Below are 25,626 nucleotides of genomic sequence, written 5' to 3'. Positions count from 1 at the left end.
TTTGTAGCTAATTGTTTTTAGTCTACCCCAACTAGAAACATGTTACGAAAAATTAGTATGCACATGTATTCAAGTACCAACCAACCAAACATGAAGAATTTACTTCCTAGTGTGGTCGTTAATAACAAATCGATGTTGTCCCGGGTTTTAAAAGTTATGCTGTTCTTCTTAGTTGTAGCTAGCGGAAACCAATTAGCAGCTCAGTCTACTTTTACAGACGAATTCGAAACCACAAGCTACGCTAATAATGATGGAACCAATGCCTTTTCCAATAATTGGAACGAAACCGACGCCAATGGTAGTGGCGCAAGCGGAGGTAATATTTTTGTTGCAAACGGAGCACTAACTTTTAATGCGCTAGGCACAACAGATGAAATTTTCAGAAATCTAGATTTAAGCGCTGCCAGCTCAGCTACTTTTACCATCAACTACAACTCTGCCAGTAGAGGTGACGAAACTTTACTCTTCCAGATAAGGCGGTCGGATGGCTCATGGAATACAATACGAACAATAGATAATTCATTAACTTCCGCAACTAGCAGTATATCAGTAAGTGGAAATTTATTTTTGCATAGTAATTCTGGTATTCGCTTTGTACGACCAACAACTTCTGGAGATTGGACCAATACGGAATTCATATACATAAATTATGTTCGTATCTCTACTGATATTTCTAATAATTCCGGTGATGCAGAGGTAAAAAGACCTTTTGCTCCTCGTTTCTCTCAAAATATAAATGGGGATTACACCTTTATTGCCAATACTACCATTGGTACAGACCCTGTTACACCCTTTAACGGCAACGATAATAATAATGGGGTCACTACGGTGTTCGTCGATGTAGACTCAGATTCTAATACCTTTAATTCAAGTAACGCAATTTTTAACAATCCCGAACCAAGTTTAAGTTGTCTTCGCTATAATAAAGTCTTCCTGTATTGGGCAGCTTCCGATAAAGAATATGGAACAGATGTTAATGGAAACGTGACAGGACCTTCCGGAGGGTCCGAACCCGTTTGGAACATTGAAGATGTGAATCTAATGCTTCCTGGTTCGTCAAGCTATCAAACACTTACCGCAGATGAAATCATTTATAATGGTAGGGAAGATAGTTTTGAAAACGGTGCTGTGGTAATGGTTAAGGATATCACATCTGAGGTCAATGCATTGACAAATCCATATGGCACCTACCAAATTGCCAATGTAAAAGGAACAGAAGGTCAGGTTTATTCATATAATACAGCAAACCCTGCGACCATTGGTTCATCTGGAGGTTGGCAAATAGTATTTATTTATGAAAGTTTTGATTTAGACCCTAGAAATGTAACGCTGTTTGATGGCTATGCCCACGTTACAGCTTCAGACAATATTTTAGATATTGATTTTGATGGTTTTCAAACCGTACCTACGGGCCCTGTGAATGCAGATGTTATGATTGGAGCGCTAGAAGGTGATAGAGACATAACAGGAGATGAACTTCAGATTTTGGATACCAGTAACAATTGGGTAAACATATCTACCTCGGAAAGACCTAGTAATAACTTCTTTAACAGTAAAATTACAAGGGATGGCGCACAATTTACCGACCGAACACCCAATAGTACCAACACCCTTGGTTTTGATGCCTCTATTTTTGAACTACCGAATAATAGCAGGTCATTAATTGACAATGATCAAACCTCGGCTACTTTTCGTATCACTTCGAACCAAGAATCGTATGGTATCTACTTGCTAGGTCTGAGTATAGAAGTTTTTGAGCCCAACTTAGGTTCTTTTCAATTAGAAACGGCAAGCAATACTACCAATGTACCTCCGGGCACAACAATTCCATTGACACTGAATTTTGATAATTTTGGTAACGATGATATTGAAAATTTAGAGGTGACTCTGATTTTCCCTGATCAGTTGGATTTTAGCTCGTTAACGGATTTCCCCGCCGGAACAACTTCTTCCTATGATGCGCCTACACGTAAGTTGACCATACAAATTCCTGATGGAATCTCAGACGTAAATGACCCTGCCTACGAAATAGATTTTGATGTCCTTGTCGTTAGTCCGTGTATTAACTGTTCGCCCAATACAGGTATACAGGCATTGGCTACTTATGATGGTAATATTAACCCAACTACCGTAAGTACATTGAGTTCAGGTACTTTGGAAGATTGCGGTTTCGGTAATAATGACATGTTACAATTTAGCATTCAACCAAGTGTTACCATAAACGATGCATCGGCCGATGAAGGTGATGATATGGTTTTTACCATTAGCACCACCCATGTCTATGCTACAGATGTCACTTTTAATCTAAATTATAGTAATAATACCACTACCAATGCAGATTACAGTGGGCCAACTACCGTGGTACTTCCTGCGGGTTCTAATTCAGTGGACTTTAATGTTACCGCAGTAGATGATGATTGGGTCGAGGCCACCAATCAAGATTTCACGCTTAGTATTAGCGACCCTTCAGGAACGGCAAACATTACGGACGCCGATGGTACAGGTACCATTACGGATACTGATATTGCCTATATCGTTGGTGGTAATTTTAGTGTTGATGAAGGTGACACCATACAATATCGACTATTTCTTTCCTCAGGCACAAATTCTGGAGGCCAACAATATGTGGGTATAGAAGATTCCTATACTATGGATTTTACGGTAGAAGAACGACCAACTTCGGCGAACCCTGCAACAGAAGCGGTTGATTACACCGTAGTGAATACAACCGGAACGTTTCCTGCGAATTCAGTTCCGGGTACCGAAATATTTATTCCGATCCCGACTATTGACGATACCATAATTGAAGAAACAGAAGAATTTAGTGCTGTAAAATCTAGAAATTCTGCTGAAGCAACTAAATATGGCGTAGCACCTTCCAGAGTTAGTATCAATACGGAGAGATCTGCACTACGAATTTTAGATAATGATGCTCCTTTTTCTTGTGATGCAAATGCTCTTTTTCAAACATTACGCTTATCCTCTAATGAACCTGGGGTAGGAGTTACTGGTGATTTTATTTTATACAGAATAGATCCTAGTTCAGCAAATTTTATTTTCGTGGCTAACTTAACGGATAACGGCTTACCTAGTCAAATCAATGCTATTGGGTTTAACCCGACTGATGGGTTTATCTATGGCCTTAGGCACTTTGAGGCACCTTACGAACTTTATCGCATCAACTCTTTAGGGCAAGTACAGAACCTAGGGGTTATAGCTGGATTAACTGGTTCCAATTCAGCTGGTACATTTGATGCTAGCGGAAATTATTACGTTGCAGGAAATAGTGAGAATTTTTATAATATCGATATAAGTACGCTAACTGCTACTTTAATTTCAAACATAGGTCTTACAACTTCTGATATTGCCATTAATCCTGAGAATGGGATGATATACGGCTGGAGCAATAATGCTAAACAATTGGTCCGTATTGATCCCTCTACAGGTATAACCACGCCTATTGGAAGTCCTAACACGCAATATGGCTTTTTTGGTGCTGTTTATTTTAATACCCAAGGAGATTTAATCGCTTATGGAGATGATATTACGATTTCAACGTCTGATCAAGAAACCTTAGTGAAGATAGATGTGGATACGGGTGTAGTAACACCACTTGGCACGGGTCCCAATACAAACACCAATGATGGTTGCTCTTGTGCCTTCGGCGTAGAGATTACAAAAACTGCGGTAGATACCATTTGTCCTGGCGAAAGTCTGACATATACGTTTACTATTTTCAACAGATCTGGTGCCCTATTAAATGATTTGGATTTTGAAGATACGCTTCCCAGCGGGTTGCTGTTTTCTTCTGATGCGTATGATATAGCAACAGGAGTTTCAATATCAGGAACAGCGAATGGATTAAATCAAGCCAATCTTGTCTTGAATAATGTTCCAGTTGGTACCGCTTCATTTAAAATTGATGTAGCCATTCCGCAACCATATTCAGGAGGCAATCCTATTTCAAATACTGCCAATCTAAGTAATCTATCTTCTAGTTTAGCCATCTTGGAAGATGCGATTACTTCTGATGATCCAGATACCAGTGCCATTAATGACCCTACAGAAACTACCGTACGAACTGAAATATGTAATAATGGAATCGATGATGATTGTGACGGTCTTATAGACTGTGAAGATCCAGATTGCTATTTGGCCGCTAACTCAGGTGATACGGACAATGATAGCGATGGCATTGGTGATTCTTGTGATTTAGATGATGATAACGACGGTATTTTAGACACAGATGAATGTAATGCAGGATTGATAGGAAATAGTCTAAGTTTTAATGCGGAAGATAATTATACTGGAACCCCTCCTGGTCCCGGATCTCCCGTAAGCTATGATACAGGCGTTGACGGAAGCTCTCGTTGGAAAGCAGGAAACCTGACCGCCACTGAACTTAATTTCACAGGATGGGACCGTCCCGGCAATACATCAGTGGATTGGACAGAGGGACAGTATGTAGCATATAGTAACGATGACTCCAATACCGATACGCCAGCTATGATAGTGCCAAGCCCTGTAGGTGGTGGATTCGGAATATTCTCTACAGATGGGGAAACCATAAGTCAGAATATCCCCGTTGAAATAGGCAAGCAATATACCATAGAAATTTGGATGGGTATTATGCCCACCTATTACGAAAATAATAAGGATACGGATGGTACACCAGGTATAGATCCTGATGCCGGAACGGTATCAAACTACGGTGGTAGAATAAGAATAGGTACGATTGCCGGTGGCGATGTAGATTCAGGATTTACTACGTTGGGAGATCAAATAGACCCAGCTGGAAATCCTTCTACAACGGTTCCCTATTATGAATATGATGTATTGACCGATTTTCCTACCACCTACACGCTCGCGGATTTTCCTTCATCCTTACCCGCATTCGAACCCAGTGGTGTTTATAGTAGTTATCCTACCATAGACCCCCATTGGTTTAAACATACTATTCAATTCGTAGCAAATGCTACAACTGCCACCATACAGTTTCAGTCTCTAAATGGTTGGGATGTTTTCGTAATCGATGAGTTTAGACTTGTAGATGGTGATGTTGTTGGTTGCGATACCGATGGTGATGGTCTTATCGATTCCTTTGATTTAGATAGTGACAACGACGGCTGTTTTGATACTGTTGAAGCTGGTCATACTGACGGCAATAACGACGGTATCTTGGGTAATGCTCCTGTTTCGGTGAACAGTCAAGGACAAGTTACGGGGCAAGGTGGTTACACGGGCGTTAACGGTAATGAAATTATTGCTACTCAAGCAAGTGTTGTTAGCCCACCAATAGATCAAAGTGCTAATGAAGGAAGTGCTGCGCAATTTATTATTGGCGTTGATGCGGTTAATACCACTAGTTTTTCATCAGGCACTCCCAATTATGGAAGTGGTGCTGACAGTTCAGCACAATTACAATACCAATGGCAAGAAAATGGTGTCGATTTAACAAATGTTGGCGTTTATTCCGGAGTAAATACCAGTACGCTTAACATTAGTAACGTCACAGGACTCGACGGTAATACCTATTCGGTCATCGTAACGCATCTTGATAACAACTGTATTTCTGAAACCAGAAGTGCAGTACTTTCTACAATAAATCCTTGTGACCCTATAGCTTCAGGTTACCCAGATAGTGATGGTGACGGCATTAGCGATGTCTGCGATGATGACGATGACAATGATGGTATTTTAGATAGTAATGAGTGTATATCAACTGATAGCGGACTTACAGGACCCCTACCCTTCACTTCTAATATTTCATCATCTGATCCAAGCAATAGAAACGTATCCCATACCTTAAATAGCATTACTTTCAGCGGTACTACCTACAATGATTTTGTGCTACCATCTGATTTTAATGAAAATTTCACAATACAAAACGAATCAAGAGTACAGTATGTTGAAAACGGTTCTGTACAATATACCGTACAAAGCAATCCTAACTTTAACAATGATGTTCTTACAGGTTTCCAAAGTAGAAATTTGAATTCGTACTTAAATCTGCAGTCCCCTGAAAATTATGCAGACGGCGATTTTTATGAATTAACATACAATACGCCGCTTTATTCAACCAATGGTGGTTTTGTTGCGATTACCGAACGTGGGGGTAATAATCCACAAACTGTTCAAGCTTTAGACTTTAACGGAAATCCAATTGGTACTGCAATTAACATATCATCTGGTGACTATACAGATTTAGGCCATCAGGTTAATCCAGACAACAATCAGACGGTTTTTATGGCGCTTTACCCTATAGATGATTTGGCACCTGTAGGTTCAGCCATTTATGGGCTTCGAATTTCTTTTGGTCCAACAGCGACCAATGACGGTCCTGATGCAAAAGTGTTCTTTTTTGGAGACTTAACCTCATTTGGTTGTGATACCGATGATGATGGCTTACCCAATACCATAGATACTGATTCTGATGGTGACGGCTGTTTTGATACCGTTGAAGCTGGCCATACGGATGGCGATAATGATGGTATTTTAGGTAATTCTCCCGTTTCAGTTGATGGTAATGGCCTAGTAACTGGACAAGGAGGCTATACAGGTACAACAACTAATGTTACCACTGCAAGTAATCCAGTGACCATTAATACTCAACCTTCCTTCCAAAGCACAACAATTGGTGGCAATGCCACTTTCACAACTAGTGCATCTGGCGGCGCAACATTAAGTTATCAGTGGCAAGAAAGCACGGACAATCGCACAACTTGGGCAGATATTTCCAATGGTGGTATATATTCCGGTGCAACTACGACAAGTTTAAGTTTGAACGGAGTCACAGCAGCTCAACACAATTTCGCTTATAGGGTCGTCATAACTTCTTCTGATAACGATTGTGAAACTACAGTAAGTAATGCGGCTGACCTTTTTGTTTTGCATAATATATCCATAAGTGATGCCTCTGTGACAGAAGGTTCAGACTTGGTCTTCACCATAACACTAAGCCATCCTTTATCATCTGATTATAATGACTTCGAAATTGGTTATACTAATATATCTACCTCGAATGATGATTATAATCGTAGTTCAACATTGATTACAATACCAGCTAATACAACTTCGATAACATATACTGTTTCTACAAATGACGACAGCTTTATAGAGGCAACAGAAACTTTTGAATTAGACTTGCGGTTTGATGGATTTCCTTTAAACTCCTTAGATTTAATTGGTATAGGTGAAATAATTGATAATGATGGGGGTGCTGGCAATGGACTTTCTTTTGACAATACCAACGTAATTGTTGATGAAGATGCAGGAACAGCAACTTTTACCGTAAGACTTACAGGAAACGTCCCGGGAGGTTTTACCGTGAACTATGCTACTTCAGATGACACCGCATTGGCTGTAAGTGATTATTCAGACACCAATGGTACTTTGACCTTTTTAGGTAATGATAATGAGTCGTTTGATATTGTGGTTCCAATTACGGATGACAACATTCATGAACTTACGCAATCATTTAATCTAAATCTAAGCGGCTTATCCACAACTTTAATTACCATTAACGACCCTACCGCTACAGGAACCATTAACGATGATGATGACGCTAGCGTATTTGCAAAATTCGTTGCGGTAATTGAAAGTGATTTAGTCTATAATCTTGAAGTTGAGTTGAACGCACCTGTTGAGCACGCTTTCACAGTTGATTTCGAAACTTTTGGTGATGAAAACGGCACTTTGGCCGGTACCGCTACTGCTGGGGTTGATTATGCTGCCAATGTGAGCACAACCTTTAGCTTCCCTGCAAATTCTGCTGCCGGAACCATATTGACGATTCCAATCACCGTAATTAACGATGATATCATTGAAGCAGACGAAACAATTATTCAAATATTGGATAATATCAGTGATACTACTATTGGTATCTTATCTCCTAACAGAACGTTTACCATTCAAGATGAAGATAGCGATCCTTCTAATGGAATTTCTGTGGCAGATTTTAGTGTGGATGAGTCCATAGGTACCGCTAACTTTGTGGTAAGTTCCAATGTTGCCGTTTCAGAAGCGTATACCGTAAACTATACGATTTCAAACGGGTCTGCAGTACGAGACCAAGATTTTACAGTTCCGTCAATGACTGGCACCTTGAACTTCCTAGGTACATTAAATGAATCTGTAAATGTGCCGATAACAATTACAGATGACACCTTAATTGAAGGAAATGAAGAATTAAGCATTATAATAAACTCAATATCAAATGCTTCGGTTAGTATTGTTGATGGAGATGCAATTGGAGAAATACTTGATAATGATAATGCAGTTCCCGGTGATGGTATCGCTTTTGACGATACCTCCATCTCCGTACTTGAAGGGGACACCGCTGCCGATAATACACAACTATCGTTTGTAGTGACCTATACCGGGACCATCCCTGCCGGGGAGACCGTTTCCGTGGATTACCAAACGGTATTGCTTGCAGCTGGTGCCACTTCGGCCGATGCAGCCGACTTTACCGCGGCTACGGGTACCGTATCTTTCGATGCGGCCACTAGTACGCAGACCATTGTCATCGATATTACAGAGGACTTGGACATTGAAGCGGACGAGGCGTTTGAGGTGTTGTTGGACAACATTACCACCGTGAACGGGTTCGTTACAGGTTTTGCCGATAATGGAACGACCAATACCGCTACGGGTACCATACTCAACGATGATAATGCAGCTCCCGGTGATGGTATCGCTTTTGACGATACCTCCATCTCCGTACTTGAAGGGGACACCGCTGCAGATAATACACAGCTATCTTTTGTAGTGACCTATACCGGAACCATCCCTGCCGGGGAGACCGTTTCCGTGGACTACCAAACGGTATTGCTTGCAGCTGGTGCCAACAGTGCCGATGCAGCGGACTTTACCGCGGCTACGGGTACCGTATCTTTCGATGCGGCCACTAGTACGCAGACCATTGTCATCGATATTACAGAGGACTTGGACATCGAGGCGGACGAGGCGTTTGAGGTGTTGTTGGACAACATTACCACCGTGAACGGGTTCGTTACAGGTTTTGCCGATAATGGAACGACCAATACCGCTACGGGTACCATACTCAACGATGATAATGCAGCTCCCGGTGATGGTATCGCTTTTGACGATACCTCCATCTCCGTACTTGAAGGGGACACCGCTGCAGATAATACACAACTATCTTTTGTAGTAACCTATACCGGAACCATCCCTGCTGGGGAGACCGTTTCCGTGGATTACCAAACGGTATTGCTTGCAGCTGGTGCCACTTCGGCCGATGCAGCGGACTTTACCGCGGCTACGGGTACCGTATCGTTCGATGCGGCCACTAGTACGCAGACCATTGTCATAGATATTACAGAGGACTTGGACATCGAGGCGGACGAGGCGTTTGAGGTGTTGTTGGACAACATTACCACCGTGAACGGGTTCGTTACAGGTTTTGCCGATAATGGAACGACCAATACCGCTACGGGTACCATCTTAAACGATGATAATGCAGCTCCCGGTGATGGTATCGCTTTTGACGATACCTCCATCTCCGTACTTGAAGGGGACACCGCTGCAGATAATACACAACTATCTTTTGTAGTCACCTATACCGGGACCATCCCTGCTGGGGAGACCGTTTCCGTGGATTACCAAACGGTATTGCTTGCAGCTGGTGCCACTTCGGCCGATGCAGCCGACTTTACCGCGGCTACGGGTACCGTATCTTTCGATGCGGCCACTAGTACGCAGACCATTGTCATCGATATTACAGAGGACTTGGACATCGAGGCGGACGAGGCGTTTGAGGTGTTGTTGGACAACATTACCACCGTGAACGGGTTCGTTACAGGTTTTGCCGATAATGGAACGACCAATACCGCTACGGGTACCATACTCAACGATGATAATGCAGCTCCCGGTGATGGTATCGCTTTTGACGATACCTCCATCTCCGTACTTGAAGGGGACACCGCTGCAGATAATACACAGCTATCTTTTGTAGTGACCTATACCGGAACCATCCCTGCCGGGGAGACCGTTTCCGTGGACTACCAAACGGTATTGCTTGCAGCTGGTGCCAACAGTGCCGATGCAGCGGACTTTACCGCGGCTACGGGTACCGTATCTTTCGATGCGGCCACTAGTACGCAGACCATTGTCATCGATATTACAGAGGACTTGGACATCGAGGCGGACGAGGCGTTTGAGGTGTTGTTGGACAACATTACCACCGTGAACGGGTTCGTTACAGGTTTTGCCGATAATGGAACGACCAATACCGCTACGGGTACCATCTTAAACGATGATAATGCAGCTCCCGGTGATGGTATCGCTTTTGACGATACTTCCATCTCCGTACTTGAAGGGGACACCGCTGCCGATAATACACAACTATCTTTTGTAGTAACCTATACCGGAACCATCCCTGCCGGGGAGACCGTTTCCGTGGATTACCAAACGGTATTGCTTGCCGCTGGTGCCACTTCGGCCGATGCAGCGGACTTTACCGCGGCTACGGGTACCATAACATTTACCGATGCGACTGCGACACAGACCATCGTCATCGATATTACAGAGGACTTGGACATCGAGGCGGATGAGGCGTTTGAGGTGTTGTTGGACAACATTACCACCGTGAACGGGTTCGTTACAGGTTTTGCCGATAATGGAACGACCAATACCGCTACGGGTACCATACTCAACGATGATAATGCAGCTCCCGGTGATGGTATCGCTTTTGACGATACCTCCATCTCCGTACTTGAAGGGGACACCGCTGCAGATAATACACAACTATCTTTTGTAGTCACCTATACCGGGACCATCCCTGCTGGGGAGACCGTTTCCGTGGATTACCAAACGGTATTGCTTGCAGCTGGTGCCACTTCGGCCGATGCAGCCGACTTTACCGCGGCTACGGGTACCGTATCTTTCGATGTGGCCACTAGTACGCAGACCATTGTCATCGATATTACAGAGGACTTGGACATTGAAGCGGACGAGGCGTTTGAGGTGTTGTTGGACAACATTACCACCGTGAACGGGTTCGTTACAGGTTTTGCCGATAATGGAACGACCAATACCGCTACGGGTACCATACTCAACGATGATAATGCAGCTCCCGGTGATGGTATCGCTTTTGACGATACCTCCATCTCCGTACTTGAAGGGGACACCGCTGCAGATAATACACAACTATCTTTTGTAGTAACCTATACCGGAACCATCCCTGCCGGGGAGACCGTTTCCGTGGATTACCAAACGGTATTGCTTGCCGCTGGTGCCACTTCGGCCGATGCAGCGGACTTTACCGCGGCTACGGGTACCGTATCGTTCGATGCGGCCACTAGTACGCAGACCATTGTCATAGATATTACAGAGGACTTGGACATCGAGGCGGACGAGGCGTTTGAGGTGTTGTTGGACAACATTACCACCGTGAACGGGTTCGTTACAGGTTTTGCCGATAATGGAACGACCAATACCGCTACGGGTACCATCTTAAACGATGATAATGCAGCTCCCGGTGATGGTATCGCTTTTGACGATACCTCCATCTCCGTACTTGAAGGGGACACCGCTGCAGATAATACACAACTATCTTTTGTAGTCACCTATACCGGGACCATCCCTGCTGGGGAGACCGTTTCCGTGGATTACCAAACGGTATTGCTTGCAGCTGGTGCCACTTCGGCCGATGCAGCCGACTTTACCGCGGCTACGGGTACCGTATCTTTCGATGCGGCCACTAGTACGCAGACCATCGTCATCGATATTACAGAGGACTTGGACATTGAAGCGGACGAGGCGTTTGAGGTGTTGTTGGACAACATTACCACCGTGAACGGGTTCGTTACAGGTTTTGCCGATAATGGAACCACCAATACCGCTACGGGTACCATACTCAACGATGATAATGCAGCTCCCGGTGATGGTATCGCTTTTGACGATACCTCCATCTCCGTGCTTGAAGGGGACACCGCTGCAGATAATACACAACTATCTTTTGTAGTCACCTATACCGGGACCATCCCTGCCGGGGAGACCGTCTCCGTGGATTACCAAACGGTATTGCTTGCAGCTGGTGCCACTTCGGCCGATGCTGCCGACTTTACCGCGGCTACGGGTACCGTATCGTTCGATGCGGCCACTAGTACGCAGACCATCGTCATCGATATTACAGAGGACTTGGACATCGAGGCGGATGAGGCGTTTGAGGTGTTGTTGGACAACATTACCACCGTGAACGGGTTCGTTACAGGTTTTGCCGATAATGGAACGACCAATACCGCTACGGGTACCATCTTAAACGATGATAATGCAGCTCCCGGTGATGGTATCGCTTTTGACGATACTTCCATCTCCGTACTTGAAGGGGACACCGCTGCCGATAATACACAACTATCTTTTGTAGTAACCTATACCGGAACCATCCCTGCCGGGGAGACCGTTTCCGTGGATTACCAAACGGTATTGCTTGCCGCTGGTGCCACTTCGGCCGATGCAGCGGACTTTACCGCGGCTACGGGTACCATAACATTTACCGATGCGACTGCGACACAGACCATCGTCATCGATATTACAGAGGACTTGGACATCGAGGCGGATGAGGCGTTTGAGGTGTTGTTGAATAACATTACCACCGTAAACGGGTTCGTTACAGGTTTTGCCGATAATGGAACGACCAATACCGCTACGGGTACCATCTTAAACGATGATAATGCAGCTCCCGGTGATGGTATCGCTTTTGACGATACTTCCATCTCCGTACTTGAAGGGGACACCGCTGCCGATAATACACAACTATCGTTTGTAGTAACCTATACCGGAACCATCCCTGCCGGGGAGACCGTTTCCGTGGATTACGAAACGGTATTGCTTGCAGCTGGTGCCACTTCGGCCGATGCAGCCGACTTTACCGCGGCTACGGGTACCGTATCTTTCGATGCGGCCACTAGTACGCAGACCATTGTCATCGATATTACAGAGGACTTGGACATTGAAGCGGACGAGGCGTTTGAGGTGTTGTTGGACAACATTACCACCGTGAACGGGTTCGTTACAGGATTCGCCGATAATGGAACGACCAATACCGCTACGGGTACCATACTCAACGATGATAATGCAGCTCCAGGTGATGGTATCGCTTTTGACGATACCTCCATCTCCGTACTTGAAGGGGACACCGCTGCCGATAATACACAACTATCGTTTGTAGTGACCTATACCGGGACCATCCCTGCCGGGGAGACCGTTTCCGTGGACTACCAAACGGTATTGCTTGCCGCTGGTGCCAACAGTGCCGATGCTGCCGACTTTACCGCGGCTACGGGTACCGTATCTTTCGATGCGGCCACTAGTACGCAAACCATCGTCATCGATATTACCGAGGACTTGGACATTGAAGCGGACGAGGCGTTTGAGGTGTTGTTGGACAACATTACCACCGTGAACGGGTTCGTTACAGGTTTTGCCGATAATGGAACCACCAATACCGCTACGGGTACCATACTCAACGATGATAATGCAGCTCCCGGTGATGGTATCGCTTTTGACGATACCTCCATCTCCGTACTTGAAGGGGACACCGCTGCCGATAATACACAACTATCTTTTGTAGTGACCTATACCGGGACCATCCCTGCCGGGGAAACGGTTTCCGTGGACTACCAAACGGTATTGCTTGCCGCTGGTGCCACTTCGGCCGATGCAGCCGACTTTACCGCGGCTACGGGTACCGTATCGTTCGATGCGGCCACTAGTACACAGACCATCGTCATAGATATTACAGAGGACTTGGACATTGAAGCGGACGAGGCGTTTGAGGTGTTGTTGGACAACATTACCACAGTGAACGGTTTCGTTACCGGATTTGCCGATAATGGAACCACCAATACCGCTACGGGTACCATACTCAATGATGATAGTAATGGACCAACTGAAGGCATTGCAGTGAGCGACTTTAACGTGAACGAGGATGTCGGTACCGTAGACTTTGTTGTCTCGTATACCGGTAACACCGTACAGAACGGATTTAACGTCAACTTCAACGTGATCGATGGTTCGGCCATTGATCCTGATGACTACTCCGTTGCCAATACGGATACCTTTGTGACGTTCCCTGATGGAACCGTTTCAGGCGCTACACAACTCGTGACCATAAACATCGTGGACGATAACATTATCGAGGCTGCTGAGACTTTGGATATCAGTCTTTCTTTCAACGCTGTTCCTCCTGCAGGTCTGAACATGCTCGACGGTGCTGGTACCGGCACCATTACAGATAACGATAACGTTCCTGGGGTAACAGGGCTTGGGTTCGATGACGACTCTATTATTGTGAACGAAGGCGACGGCACTGCTACGGTATTTGTGGAACTTTCCGGTAACGTACAAGGTGGCTTCACAGTAGACTTTATAACAAATGACAACACTGCAAACGAAGGATTGGACTATGATTCCAACAATGGGACCCTAACATTTGTAGGAATTGATGGTGAAAGGGTACCTATTACCGTCAATATTACTGATGATATCCTACTAGAGTCAACGGAACAGTTATTTGTGAACCTATCCAATATTTCCACAAGCCTCATCGATTTCCTAGATGCCCAGGCTACCATTGATATTATTGATAACGATGCTGCCGGCCCCGGGGACGGTATCTCCGTTAGTGACTTTACCGTGGACGAGAACGTGGGTACTGCGGATTTTGTAGTAACCTATACCGGGCCTACCGTTGCGGATGCCTTTACCGTGGACTTTGCTGTGGCGGATGGTTCTGCCATTGACCCTGAAGATTATACCGTAGTTACTGCCGGTACTAATGTATCATTCTCTGCGAACACCGTTTCGGGTACTACACAGGTAGTGACCATCAACATCGTGGACGATGCTATCCTTGAAGGTACCGAAGACCTTTCCATTACCCTTTCCAACATCTCCAGCCCACTCGTGGCCATGGTGGATGCCAATGGAACCGGTACCATTATCGATAACAATGGCAACGGACCTACAGAGGGTATCGCCGTGAGCGACTTTACCGTCAATGAGGATGTTGGTACCGTGGACTTTATCGTCTCGTATACCGGTAACACCGCACAGAACGGATTTAACGTCAACTTTAACGTGACCGATGGCTCGGCCATTGATCCTGATGACTACACTGTTGCCAATACGGATACCTTTGTGACATTCCCTGATGGAACCGCTTCAGGCGATACACAGCTCGTGACCATCAATATTGTAGACGATATGATCATAGAGACCTTGGAGACCTTGGACATCAATCTTGCTTTCGATGCTGTTCCTCCGGTTGGAATCAACATGCTCGACGATGCCGGTATTGGTACCATTACCGATAACGACGGTAACGGTCCTACAGAGGGTATCGCCGTGAGCGACTTTACCGTCAATGAGGATGCAGGTACTGCTGAATTTGTAATCTCTTATACAGGTAACACTGTTCCAGGTGCCTTTAATGTTAACTTTAATGTAACTGATAACACGGCCATTAACCCTGATGACTACACTGTTGCCAACACGGATACCTTTGTGACATTCCCTGATGGAACCGTTTCAGGCGATACACAACTCGTGACCATCAATATTGTAGACGATATGATTATTGAAGGTGTAGAGACCTTGGATATCACTCTTGCTTTCGATGCTGTTCCTCCGGTTGGAATCAACATGCTCGACGATGCCGGTATCGGTACCATTACCGATAACAATGGCAACGGACCTACAGAGGGTATCGCCGTGAGCGACTTTACCGTCAATGAGGATGTCGGCACCGTGGACTTCATTGTATCCTATACCGGTAACACCGTACAGAACGGATTTAACGTCAACTTTAATGTGACCGATGGCTCGGCAATTGATCCTGATGATTATACCGTGGCCAATACAGATGCCTTTGTGACATTCCCTGATGGAACCGTTTCTGGGGCTACGCAACTCGTGACCATAAACATCGTGGACGATATGATCATAGAGACCTTGGAGACCTTGGATATCAATCTTGCTTTCGATGCTGTTCCTCCGGTTGGAATAAACATGCTCGACGATGCCGGTATCGGTACCATTACCGATAACGACGGTAACGGACCTACAGAGGGTATTGCCGTGAGCGATTTTACCGTAAATGAAGATGTCGGCACCGTGGACTTCATTGTATCCTATACCGGTAACACCGTACAGAACGGATTTAACGTCAACTTTAATGTGACCGATGGTTCGGCCATTGATCCCGATGACTACTCCGTTGCTAATACGGACACCTTTGTGACATTCCCTGATGGAACCGTTTCTGGGGCCACCCAAGTGGTGACCATAAACATCGTGGACGATATGATCATAGAGACCTTGGAGACCTTGGATATCAATCTTGCTTTCGATGCTGTTCCTCCGGTTGGAATCAACATGCTCGACGATGCCGGTATCGGTACCATTACCGATAACGATGGCAACGGACCTACAGAGGGTATCGCAGTGAGCGACTTTACCGTCAATGAGGATGTCGGCACCGTGGACTTCATTGTATCCTATACCGGTAACACCGTACAGAACGGATTTAACGTCAACTTTAACGTGACAGATGGTTCCGCCATTGATCCTGATGACTATACTGTGGCCAATACAGACACCTTTGTGACATTCCCTGATGGAACCGTTTCAGGTGCCACCCAAGTGGTGACAATAAACATCGTGGACGATGTGACCATCGAGACTACCGAGACCTTGGATATCACTCTTGCTTTCGATGCTGTTCCTCCGGTTGGAATAAACATGCTCGACGATGCCGGTATCGGTACCATTACCGATAACGATGGCAATGGCCCTACAGAGGGTATCGCCGTGAGCGACTTTACCGTAAATGAGGATGTCGGCACCGTGGACTTTATCGTCTCGTATACCGGTAACACCGTACAGAACGGATTTAACGTCAACTTTAACGTGACCGATAATACGGCCATCAATCCTGATGACTATAACCTAGCGGAAACCACTGGAATCTTAGTATTCCCTGCCGGTACTGCCAATGGGGATACACAGACCATAACAGTAAATATCATAGATGACACCATTAGTGAAATGGCCGAAACCTTGGATATTACACTAACATTCGATGCAACTCCACCAGTTGGAATCAACATGCTCGACGATACAGGTGTGGGTACCATATTAGACAACGATATTGGTCTAAATAGTTATCAGGAGGAAATTACCATTCTTTGTGGCGATGAAATCCCAGAAGTTCCGGAATTGGTATTTACCGGTGGATGTGGAAATTATGAAGTTGTTTATACTGAAGAAATTCAGAATGCAAGTGACTCCGAGGATTTCATGATCATACGTACTTGGAACGTGACGGACTCCTGTGGCAACACGAGATCTTCTGAACAGATTATATTCGTGTTACAACCTCAACTACAGGAAGTTACTATAGATATTTGCGTTGAAGATGAGCCTATAGATCTTATAGATTACCTTCCAGAAGGGTTCGATTCCAATGGCGAGTTCGTGGTGGTAGAAGGTGATGTCACCATTAATGGTAGTATGTTTGATCCAACCGACTTAGAATTGGGCGAATATGAAATCGCTTATACCTCTTCAGGTGGTGAATGTAAGTATTATGTTGACTTTACTATAATTACCAATAGAGAGTGTGTTCCTTGTGGCATTGAAGAAATTGAAGTTAGTAAGGCCGTAACTGCCAATGGTGATGGTGTTAATGACCTATTCGAAATTATAGGAGCGGAATACTGTGATTACACTTACGACGTAATGATATTCAATAGATGGGGTAATATGGTTTATGAAGGAAAAGATTACAGAAACGATTGGGGTGGTTTCGCACCGAACAATTCCTTCGGGAAATCTGGATTCTTACCAACTGGAACATATTACTATATCATAAATGTTATCGGAGCTGATTTTAAACAATTAAACGGTTACATTTATTTAGGAGCGGAATAAAATAGTTAAAAACCTCGGTTCAATGAACCGAGGTTTTTAATTCAAAAAAGTATAATTCCGAGTTACGAATTCCTTTAAAATCTGAAACATAATTTAGAGAGATTTTCTTCTCCCAAAATCTCAACTCATATTCCAAACAACACAAAATACAAATGATTTATACGCATATTTTTCATTTATCCATAAAAAAATACCGTTAAACGAAACCTATGCAAAAGAACGAATTTACTGACATATTAAACGTCTAATTTATTGATTAACAGCGCTTATATCTACATTTGATATAGAATTAACCTATTTACGATACCCAAGTATCAGCTATTAAGAATTTAACCTAATTATCATGAACAACCTAAAAAAGGTAACGCTAGCCCTTATGGTCCTTACAGGAGCCATTACCACTGCGCAACAATTACCGCAATTTACACAGTACATGTACAATACCATCTCTGTTAATCCAGCGTATGCGGGAAGTAGAGAAACCCTAAATGCTACTGTATTGCATAGAAATCAGTGGGCAGGACTAGAAGGAAACCCAAGAACTAGTACCTTCTCCGTTCACTCACCATTAAGAAATGATAGAATTGGTTTAGGTATTTCATATATAAATGATCGTTTAGGTTTTGAAAGTACCAATTACGTATATGGAGATTTCTCTTACTCCGTTCCTGTAAATGAAGAAATAAAAATGTCTTTTGGTCTAAAAGCAGGTTTTACCCAATATACCTTAGAAAATCCTGATCCTAATGATGTTTTCTTTAATTCCAACTTCAACAGTTGGAATCCCAACTTTGGAGCTGGTTTTTTTATTGGTTCTGATAGATGGTACGCAGGAATCTCATCTCCAAGAATACTTAACACAGATTTAAATGAAGGAGAATTCCAGGCGTTGGAAAGAAATAGTTATTACGCTATTGGGGGTTTAGTTCTAGATGTTTCCGAGAATACAAAATTTAAACCAACCGTGATTACAAAATTTACGAACGGTGCTCCTGCTACCTATGATTTTACGGCAAACTTTCTCTTCAATGAAAAGTTTTGGATAGGTGCCTCTTACAGAGTTAACGATGCCTCAAACTTTGGAGCAATGATGGATTATCAAGTTTCAAAAGATATTAGAGTAGGCTATGCCTATGATCTACCAACCTCTACCATTAGACCGTACACTGGCGGAACCCATGAGATTATTTTAATCTATGAACTAAGGAAGAAACAAAGAGGTCCAATAAAGTCCCCAAGATATTTCTAATAAAAAACACTAAAAATCTCAGTCCCAAAAACTTAAAATCCTACATCATGAAAAGTTTTAAAAACTCAATTTTGTTGGTAGTCTTTCTTTGCGCCTGCCAACTCACTATTGCGCAATACGGCGCACAAAAAAAGGGAGACTATTTCTTCAGTAAGTTCTCATATATCAAAGCGATTTCAGAGTACGAGAAAATGATTGAAAGTGGACACAACACTGATTACGCCCACCAACAATTAGCAGAATGTTACCTACTTATAAGGGAGTATAAAAAATCTATTCCACACTTTAAGGCGGTAATCAATAACGCTACCCTACCTACGGACTATTACTTTAAATATGCTATGGCATTATATAGTAATGGCGAACATAAGGAATCCGAAAAATGGTTAAAGAAGTATAAAAAGTTTAATAAAAATGATTCTCGTTTAAAGCGTTTTCTAAAAGATGGAAATTTAGCTTCTGTGGTCTTTAATAGTAGACAACGTTACGAGGTAGAACCCGTAACTTTCAACTCTACCGAAAGTGATTTTGGAACCTTTTCTAGAGGTGGAGACCTTTATTTTGCATCTTCCAGAAGAGATATTGTAACTGGTGAAACCTATGGTTGGAACGAGGAACCTTGGCTAGACCTATTTGTAATACAGGGAGATAATGAACTTTCTGTTCCCTCAAGATTAAAAGGTAATGTCAATACCAAATTTCACGAAAGCTCTTTAGTATTTTCCACGGATTATAAAAATGATACGATTATCTATTTTACCAGAAATAACTTTTTTGACAAAAAAGAGGGATATGGAGCATTTGATGAGATTAATTTAAAAATATATAGTGCTAAACTTGTAGATGGTGAATGGACGGAAAACAGAGGTTTACGCGTAAATAGTGATTACTACTCTACAGGCCACCCATCAGTCTCACCAGACAGAAAAAGACTTTATTTTACATCCGATAGACCCGGAGGTTACGGTGGTACGGACATCTATTATTCCGAAATACATGATAGAGGTGGTGTTGGTTCGCCTATAAACGCAGGACCAGCGGTGAACACCGAAGGTAACGAGATGTTTCCCTTCATAAATGAAGAGGGAAAACTATTCTTTAGCTCCGATGGCCATGTAGGATTTGGTCAGTTAGATGTGTTTTCGACCATTTCCAATGAAGAAGGAGAAATTGTCGATGTTATCAACTTAGGTACTCCTATCAATAGTTCTAGCGATGATTTCGGTTACTATGGTCTTCCAAACGGAATTGATGGTTATGTAAGCTCTAACCGAGAAGGAGGAATGGGTGGTGATGATATCTATAAATTTAAGTTTACCCCTGCTTTGGATGTAGAAGGATTTGTAATTGATGGTGTTAATGAACAACCCCTAGATAGTGTTCATATAAAATTATTTGACCAAAAAACAAACACTTTGGTAGCACAGGCTGTTACTGACGAGAAGGGTTACTACAGATTTCCAATCAATAGAAAATCAACCTATATGATTGAAGCGGTTAGAAAAACACACCCGCATAAGAATATCTATTTCAATACATCGGGAACACCCAATGCGCAAAAAATGGTAAGGAAGGATATTGTTTTAGAGCCTGTATTAGACCTTAAGCTTTTAGCGGATTTAAATAAGATTTACTTTGATTTCAACAAAAGTAATATACGGCCAGATGCGGCTTTGGAATTGGATAAGGTAGTTCGTGTAATGACGAAAACCTACCCTGATATGATTATAAAACTTGAAGCGCATACAGATCCTGTTGGAAGCCATAATTATAACGATGGACTATCTCAAAGAAGAGCAAAATCTACCTACGAATATCTGATTGCTAACGGTATTTCTGAAGACAGAATAATTTCTTACAAAGGATTTGGAAAGCGCATGCCAATTAACCATTGTACCAGTAAAAAAGATTGTTCGCCAGAAGAATTAGAGTTGAACAGAAGAACGGAATTCCCAATAGTTCAAATTAAAAAAGGGGTATTGGCTGCCAAATAAAGTATCGATACTAAAAAAAAGTCCTTCTCATAAACTGAGAAGGACTTTTTTAGTATATACAATGATGGGCTATTCTAAAACACCATCTACAATGCCGTATGCTATAGATTCTTCAGCGTTCATCCAATAATCCCTATCAAAATCTTTTAGAACTTTCTCAAATTTTTGACCACAGTTATCGGCAAGAATTTGGGCACTTAACTCTTTTGTCTTTATGATTTCTCTCGCTTGGATTTCTATATTGGAAGCCTGTCCCCTAGCTCCTCCACTTGGTTGATGAATCATAACCTGCGCATGTGGTTGTATAAAACGTCTTCCTTTTTTCCCTACGGATAGCAAGATAGACCCCATGGATGCCGCAAGGCCCGTACAAATTGTTGAAACAGGACTTTTCAATGCTTTAATCGTATCATACATTGCAAATCCAGAAGTAACATAACCACCAGGGCTATTGATATATAATTGAATTTCCTTATCGTTTTGCATATCCAGATACAACAACCTATCAATAACATGCTTTGCAGAATCATCGTCTACCATGCCCCAAAGAAAGACCTTTCTTTCTTCTAACATCTTCTCATCTATAGCCTCTTGTATTTTTCCTTTTTTAGCACTCATAAACTATTATTTTTCTAGATATCAAAATTAAGGAAATAATTACTAAACCTACCTCCTTAAAATTTGATAATCTCCTTAAATAAAAAAGCGGAGCATGTTGCTCCGCTTATATCCTTAAACTTATACTATATTTTAATCCTCTACCTCAACGGTCTTATTGACCACTTTTTTTATAGGAACCACAACTTTACCGGTTTTTGTTTTAACGATTACTGAAATATTATCTATTGCCTCTACCCTACCTTCAATTTTCCCTATTTTAATCTTATCTCCCACTTCATAAATTTTTCTGGAATAAAACGTGCGTAACAGATCACCAACTACCTCCCTAGAACCAAGACCCAGTGCCAAGGCCGCGGCGAAAAGAAATGCCCCGAGTATTATGGTGAAATTACTGGTGATTATTGTGGTATCAATGCCTGCCTGATTTAATGCTGTAATACTCACAAAAATGATAATCATGTAAAACAAAACATTGCCTAACATCTTACCGCCGCTCAAGTCCATAGATTCAAAGACTGTTGTCACGGCATTTTTGATAGCTTTTGCCAAATACAGTCCTATCATAAAAATAATGAGGGCCGATAATAGAATAGGTAGGTATCTCAATAGATTAGCTATCTCGCTAGAAATAATCTTTAAGTTCATTACATCTGCTGCAACGATAATGAACACCAACCATAGTACTCCTTTTATAAAGCTCAGAAGTACCTTTCCAATGTCTATTTTAATATCGGAGTCCCCAAAAAGCTTTGCATCGTTGACTTTTTCCGACAATACTTCAATCTTAGCTATCTTTAAGATTTTCTTGACGATAAAAGAGACGATTTTTATCGTTATCCATCCAAATAGCAGTACTACAAAGGCTCCAAAAATGCCTGGTAAAGCCGAAGCAATATCCTTTAATATTGAGCCCAATGTCTCAAAAATTAAATCTTTCCATTCTCCTACTGTTTCCATAATTTTTAACTATCTCTTGATTATTTATTATTTCTTGCCGTTCGAGGCGGATGTTTTAAGCATTCCTTCTATTAAAGCCGAGTAATTACCCGTGAATAAAGTTGCCATTTCCATAATGAGCTTTGCCATGGCAACATCGTGCATTACTTTTTTACGCAATTCCGGCGGTACATCTTTAAGATTCCCTTGAATTCTTTTAAACGGATTTTTATTTTGTTCTAACATCTAGGGTAATGAATTATAGGTTTCAATTACTCTTGCTTTTGCTCTTTTTAAGCGCATTTTCACCGCGCTACTTCCAATCTCTAAAATAGACTCTAACTCCTTAATAGATACCCCATCTTGATATTTAAGAAGTAATAAACTCTTATCCTCTGGTGGTATCATTTCCAGAGCTCTTTTTAACTGCTCTACTTGTAGGTCTAGCAAGCTCTCATCTGTTACCTCAACAGATAGTTTGTACTCTGTATCTTCTATATTATTGGCCTTATCACTAATCTTCCTTCCCTTATCCCTATTTACATAATTTACACAAAAGTTATACGTAAACGAATAAAGCCATGTTGAAAACTTAGACCTTCCCTTGAAAGAACCTAATTTTACAAATAGCATTAAAAAGACATCCTGTGTTAAATCCTCTGCCTCCTTTTGAGATTTAGCAAAGCCATAACACTTATTGTATACCATTTTCGCATAACGGTCATACAAGACTCCAAACATCAAGGAGTCTTTTTTTTCAACTATTTTAAGAACTAGATCTTCGTCACTTACGTCCTTGTAGGGGTCATCAGAATCCAATTTGGTTTTGAATTGGTTACTTATGATGATTAGACACAGTTTTCTTAAGAAGGTCACTCTCTCTTACTTTTAGGTATTTACAAAAATAGGTATAAGATTAAGATATTAATATCTTTACTCTAAATATCAAGTTTTATGAAAAATTATATCTTAGGAATAATGGTAGTCCTTATGCTTTCTGCGGGTTGTAAAGATGATAAAAAGGAAGAACGGAAAACCGCTTTAAAGGAACTTACAATTTTAGAAAAAGTAGCCAATGCACACGGTTTTGAGAACTGGAAAACGGTATCTAATATCAAATACACTTTTAATGTAGACAGGGATTCTTCACATTTTGAGCGCACTTGGGTCTGGAAACCAAAGACCAATACTGTTATCCTAACTACTAGGGAAGATACGGTACGTTATAATAGAATATCCATGGACAGTACAATCATAAAAACCGATGGTGGGTTTATTAATGACAAATTTTGGCTTTTAGGACCATATCAGTTAGTGTGGGACCAGAATAATTTCACCTATGAACATGAAACTAACGTAGAAGCCCCTATAAGTAAGGAAGCAATGCAAAAATTGACTATAGTTTATGGTAGCGAAGGTGGTTATACCCCAGGAGATGCTTATGACTTTTATTTTGGAAAAGACTACAAAATCAAGGAATGGGTATTTAGAAAAGGAAACCAAGACGAGCCCTCTATGATAACAAGTTGGGAAGATTATAAAAGTATAAATGGTTTGCAAATTGCTCGAATGCACAAAATGCCTGAAAGTAATTTTATGCTTTATTTTACGGGGATTGAAGTGAGGTAATCTGGTATCATATTTGATTGATAGAAAATAGGATAACTATTTATGAAAACCAGACTTTGCAATTTTATCTTTTTCACAACCTTTCTAACCTTCTGCCAAAATAATCATGAAGCCGTTGTTATCGATTCTTTAAGCAAGGAGCCCATTGAATTCGCATCAATTTTCAATACTAGGCATCACACGATGTCCAATGCGGATGGTCGTTTTTCTTTTTCATCAGACTTGGATTCTGTCATTTTCTATCATACGGGTTATAAAAAAAAGACAACTACTTTTAACGAACTGGCAGATACCATCTATTTACATAAACGTGTTTTAGAACTTGACGAGGTAGTGGTGACAAATGCCAAAACAATTTATCAAAAAATAAAGGACTCTATTCTAACCAACTACCTATTAGAGCCCCATTCGGAAACTTTTTTCATTAGAACGATCCTTCGAAGAAATGATACTCTTGTCCGTTTACAAGACATACAGGGGAAGGTGCATAGAAAAACAGCTGTTTACACGGGTGATTTGGAACTTAAAAAAGATGATTTTTCCGTGCGGATTAACCATATGCGCCAATTAGGTGTTATTAAAGATCAAAATAATATTTATTTTAAGTTCCCATCCCTCTATTCTATTTATAGTGAGTCCGTTCGCCTAAATGCCATGGGACCAGATTTTGAAGTAATTGAAAAGCCATTTCAGAGTAACACCAATATTCAAGTAGATTTCAGCTCAGATAAAAATGATGACACCAGTTTTTCCGAAGGGTATTATATTATAAACGGAAATGACAACGCCATACTTTCATTTCATGTAAACACACACTTTTCATATAATAGAAAAAAGAATACAGACGAATATTCCAGTCCACTTAAGGCCAATGCCGTGATATCATTTTCCAAAAACGAACGTAAGGACAAATATTTTATGAACTATGCCAAACGCACTATAACCATTGAAGTAAAGCCCAAAGGAGCTACCGATACCACCATGTATGAAATTGGTATCATTTTACACACTACGAGTAGTTTTGGCAATGAAAAATTAAAAAGTAATGTAAGTGAACAAAAAGATATTTTCAAGTTAAAATTCCCCTATAACAAGGATTATTGGGAATCACAGAATGAACTATTGCTAACACAAGAAATGCAAGATTTTATTAAAAGAATGGGGAGTAGAAATAAAGAATTTAAAATTAGAAATAATCTAGACTAGGATTACCTCAATAAGATAATGACTAAAACAAGGTAA

General features: G+C 41.9%; 9 protein-coding genes. 5 read left to right on the top strand and 4 right to left on the bottom strand.

Features of this window, described 5'->3' with window-relative positions; all coding sequences use genetic code 11:
* Nucleotides 1-90: 90 nt before the first annotated feature.
* From SJY09_RS01040 to SJY09_RS01030, 3 genes are all read left to right on the top strand, one after another.
* A complete protein-coding gene (locus SJY09_RS01040) occupies nucleotides 91-17,955 on the top strand; it encodes a Calx-beta domain-containing protein (RefSeq protein WP_396637125.1) in 17,865 nt (5,954 codons plus the stop codon).
* Between the two features lie 343 nt (nucleotides 17,956-18,298).
* Nucleotides 18,299-19,204 (top strand): type IX secretion system membrane protein PorP/SprF, encoded by a 906-nt coding sequence (locus tag SJY09_RS01035; protein ID WP_396637124.1) that lies wholly within the window; start codon nucleotides 18,299-18,301, stop codon nucleotides 19,202-19,204.
* A gap of 47 nt (nucleotides 19,205-19,251) precedes the next feature.
* Nucleotides 19,252-21,198 carry an OmpA family protein gene (locus tag SJY09_RS01030; RefSeq protein ID WP_396637123.1) on the top strand — a complete coding sequence of 649 codons (1,947 nt, stop codon included), beginning with the start codon at nucleotides 19,252-19,254 and terminating at the stop codon, nucleotides 21,196-21,198.
* A gap of 69 nt (nucleotides 21,199-21,267) precedes the next feature.
* Here SJY09_RS01030 and SJY09_RS01025 read toward each other — a convergent pair whose 3' ends face one another.
* From SJY09_RS01025 to SJY09_RS01010, 4 genes are all read right to left on the bottom strand, one after another.
* A complete protein-coding gene (locus SJY09_RS01025; RefSeq protein ID WP_396637122.1) occupies nucleotides 21,268-21,816 on the bottom strand; it encodes a ClpP family protease in 549 nt (182 codons plus the stop codon).
* A 132-nt stretch (nucleotides 21,817-21,948) separates the two neighbouring features.
* On the bottom strand, nucleotides 21,949-22,776 hold the full coding sequence (locus SJY09_RS01020) for a mechanosensitive ion channel domain-containing protein (RefSeq protein WP_396637121.1): 828 nt from the start codon (nucleotides 22,774-22,776) through the stop codon (nucleotides 21,949-21,951).
* A gap of 27 nt (nucleotides 22,777-22,803) precedes the next feature.
* Entirely contained in the window at nucleotides 22,804-23,001 is a 198-nt protein-coding gene (locus SJY09_RS01015) for a hypothetical protein (protein ID WP_396637120.1), read from the bottom strand.
* Entirely contained in the window at nucleotides 23,002-23,631 is a 630-nt protein-coding gene (locus tag SJY09_RS01010) for an RNA polymerase sigma factor (RefSeq protein WP_396637119.1), read from the bottom strand. It lies immediately after the preceding gene.
* A gap of 78 nt (nucleotides 23,632-23,709) precedes the next feature.
* On the opposite strand from SJY09_RS01010, the gene SJY09_RS01005 reads away from it, so the two are divergent.
* Nucleotides 23,710-24,384, top strand: a complete 675-nt coding sequence (locus SJY09_RS01005) for a hypothetical protein (protein ID WP_396637118.1) — start codon at nucleotides 23,710-23,712, stop codon at nucleotides 24,382-24,384.
* Between the two features lie 42 nt (nucleotides 24,385-24,426).
* On the top strand, nucleotides 24,427-25,590 hold the full coding sequence (locus SJY09_RS01000) for a hypothetical protein (protein WP_396637117.1): 1,164 nt from the start codon (nucleotides 24,427-24,429) through the stop codon (nucleotides 25,588-25,590).
* Nucleotides 25,591-25,626: the final 36 nt, after the last annotated feature.

The organism is Maribacter sp. R77961 (assembly GCF_044594925.1).
Classification (GTDB): Bacteria; Bacteroidota; Bacteroidia; order Flavobacteriales; family Flavobacteriaceae; genus Maribacter.
The sequence above is the reverse complement of the archived record's forward strand: the minus strand, read 5'-3'. Positions and strand labels throughout refer to the sequence as shown.

What these genes read in the sequence shown, in the direction of transcription:
- SJY09_RS01040 (WP_396637125.1), top strand. Translation starts at nt 91, where the DNA reads ATGAAGAATTTACTTCCTAGTGTGGTCGTTAATAACAAATCGATGTTG.
- SJY09_RS01005 (WP_396637118.1), top strand. Translation starts at nt 23,710, where the DNA reads ATGAAAAATTATATCTTAGGAATAATGGTAGTCCTTATGCTTTCTGCG.
- SJY09_RS01035 (WP_396637124.1), top strand. Translation starts at nt 18,299, where the DNA reads ATGAACAACCTAAAAAAGGTAACGCTAGCCCTTATGGTCCTTACAGGA.
- SJY09_RS01015 (WP_396637120.1), bottom strand. Translation starts at nt 23,001, where the DNA reads ATGTTAGAACAAAATAAAAATCCGTTTAAAAGAATTCAAGGGAATCTT.
- SJY09_RS01030 (WP_396637123.1), top strand. Translation starts at nt 19,252, where the DNA reads ATGAAAAGTTTTAAAAACTCAATTTTGTTGGTAGTCTTTCTTTGCGCC.
- SJY09_RS01025 (WP_396637122.1), bottom strand. Translation starts at nt 21,816, where the DNA reads ATGAGTGCTAAAAAAGGAAAAATACAAGAGGCTATAGATGAGAAGATG.
- SJY09_RS01020 (WP_396637121.1), bottom strand. Translation starts at nt 22,776, where the DNA reads ATGGAAACAGTAGGAGAATGGAAAGATTTAATTTTTGAGACATTGGGC.
- SJY09_RS01000 (WP_396637117.1), top strand. Translation starts at nt 24,427, where the DNA reads ATGAAAACCAGACTTTGCAATTTTATCTTTTTCACAACCTTTCTAACC.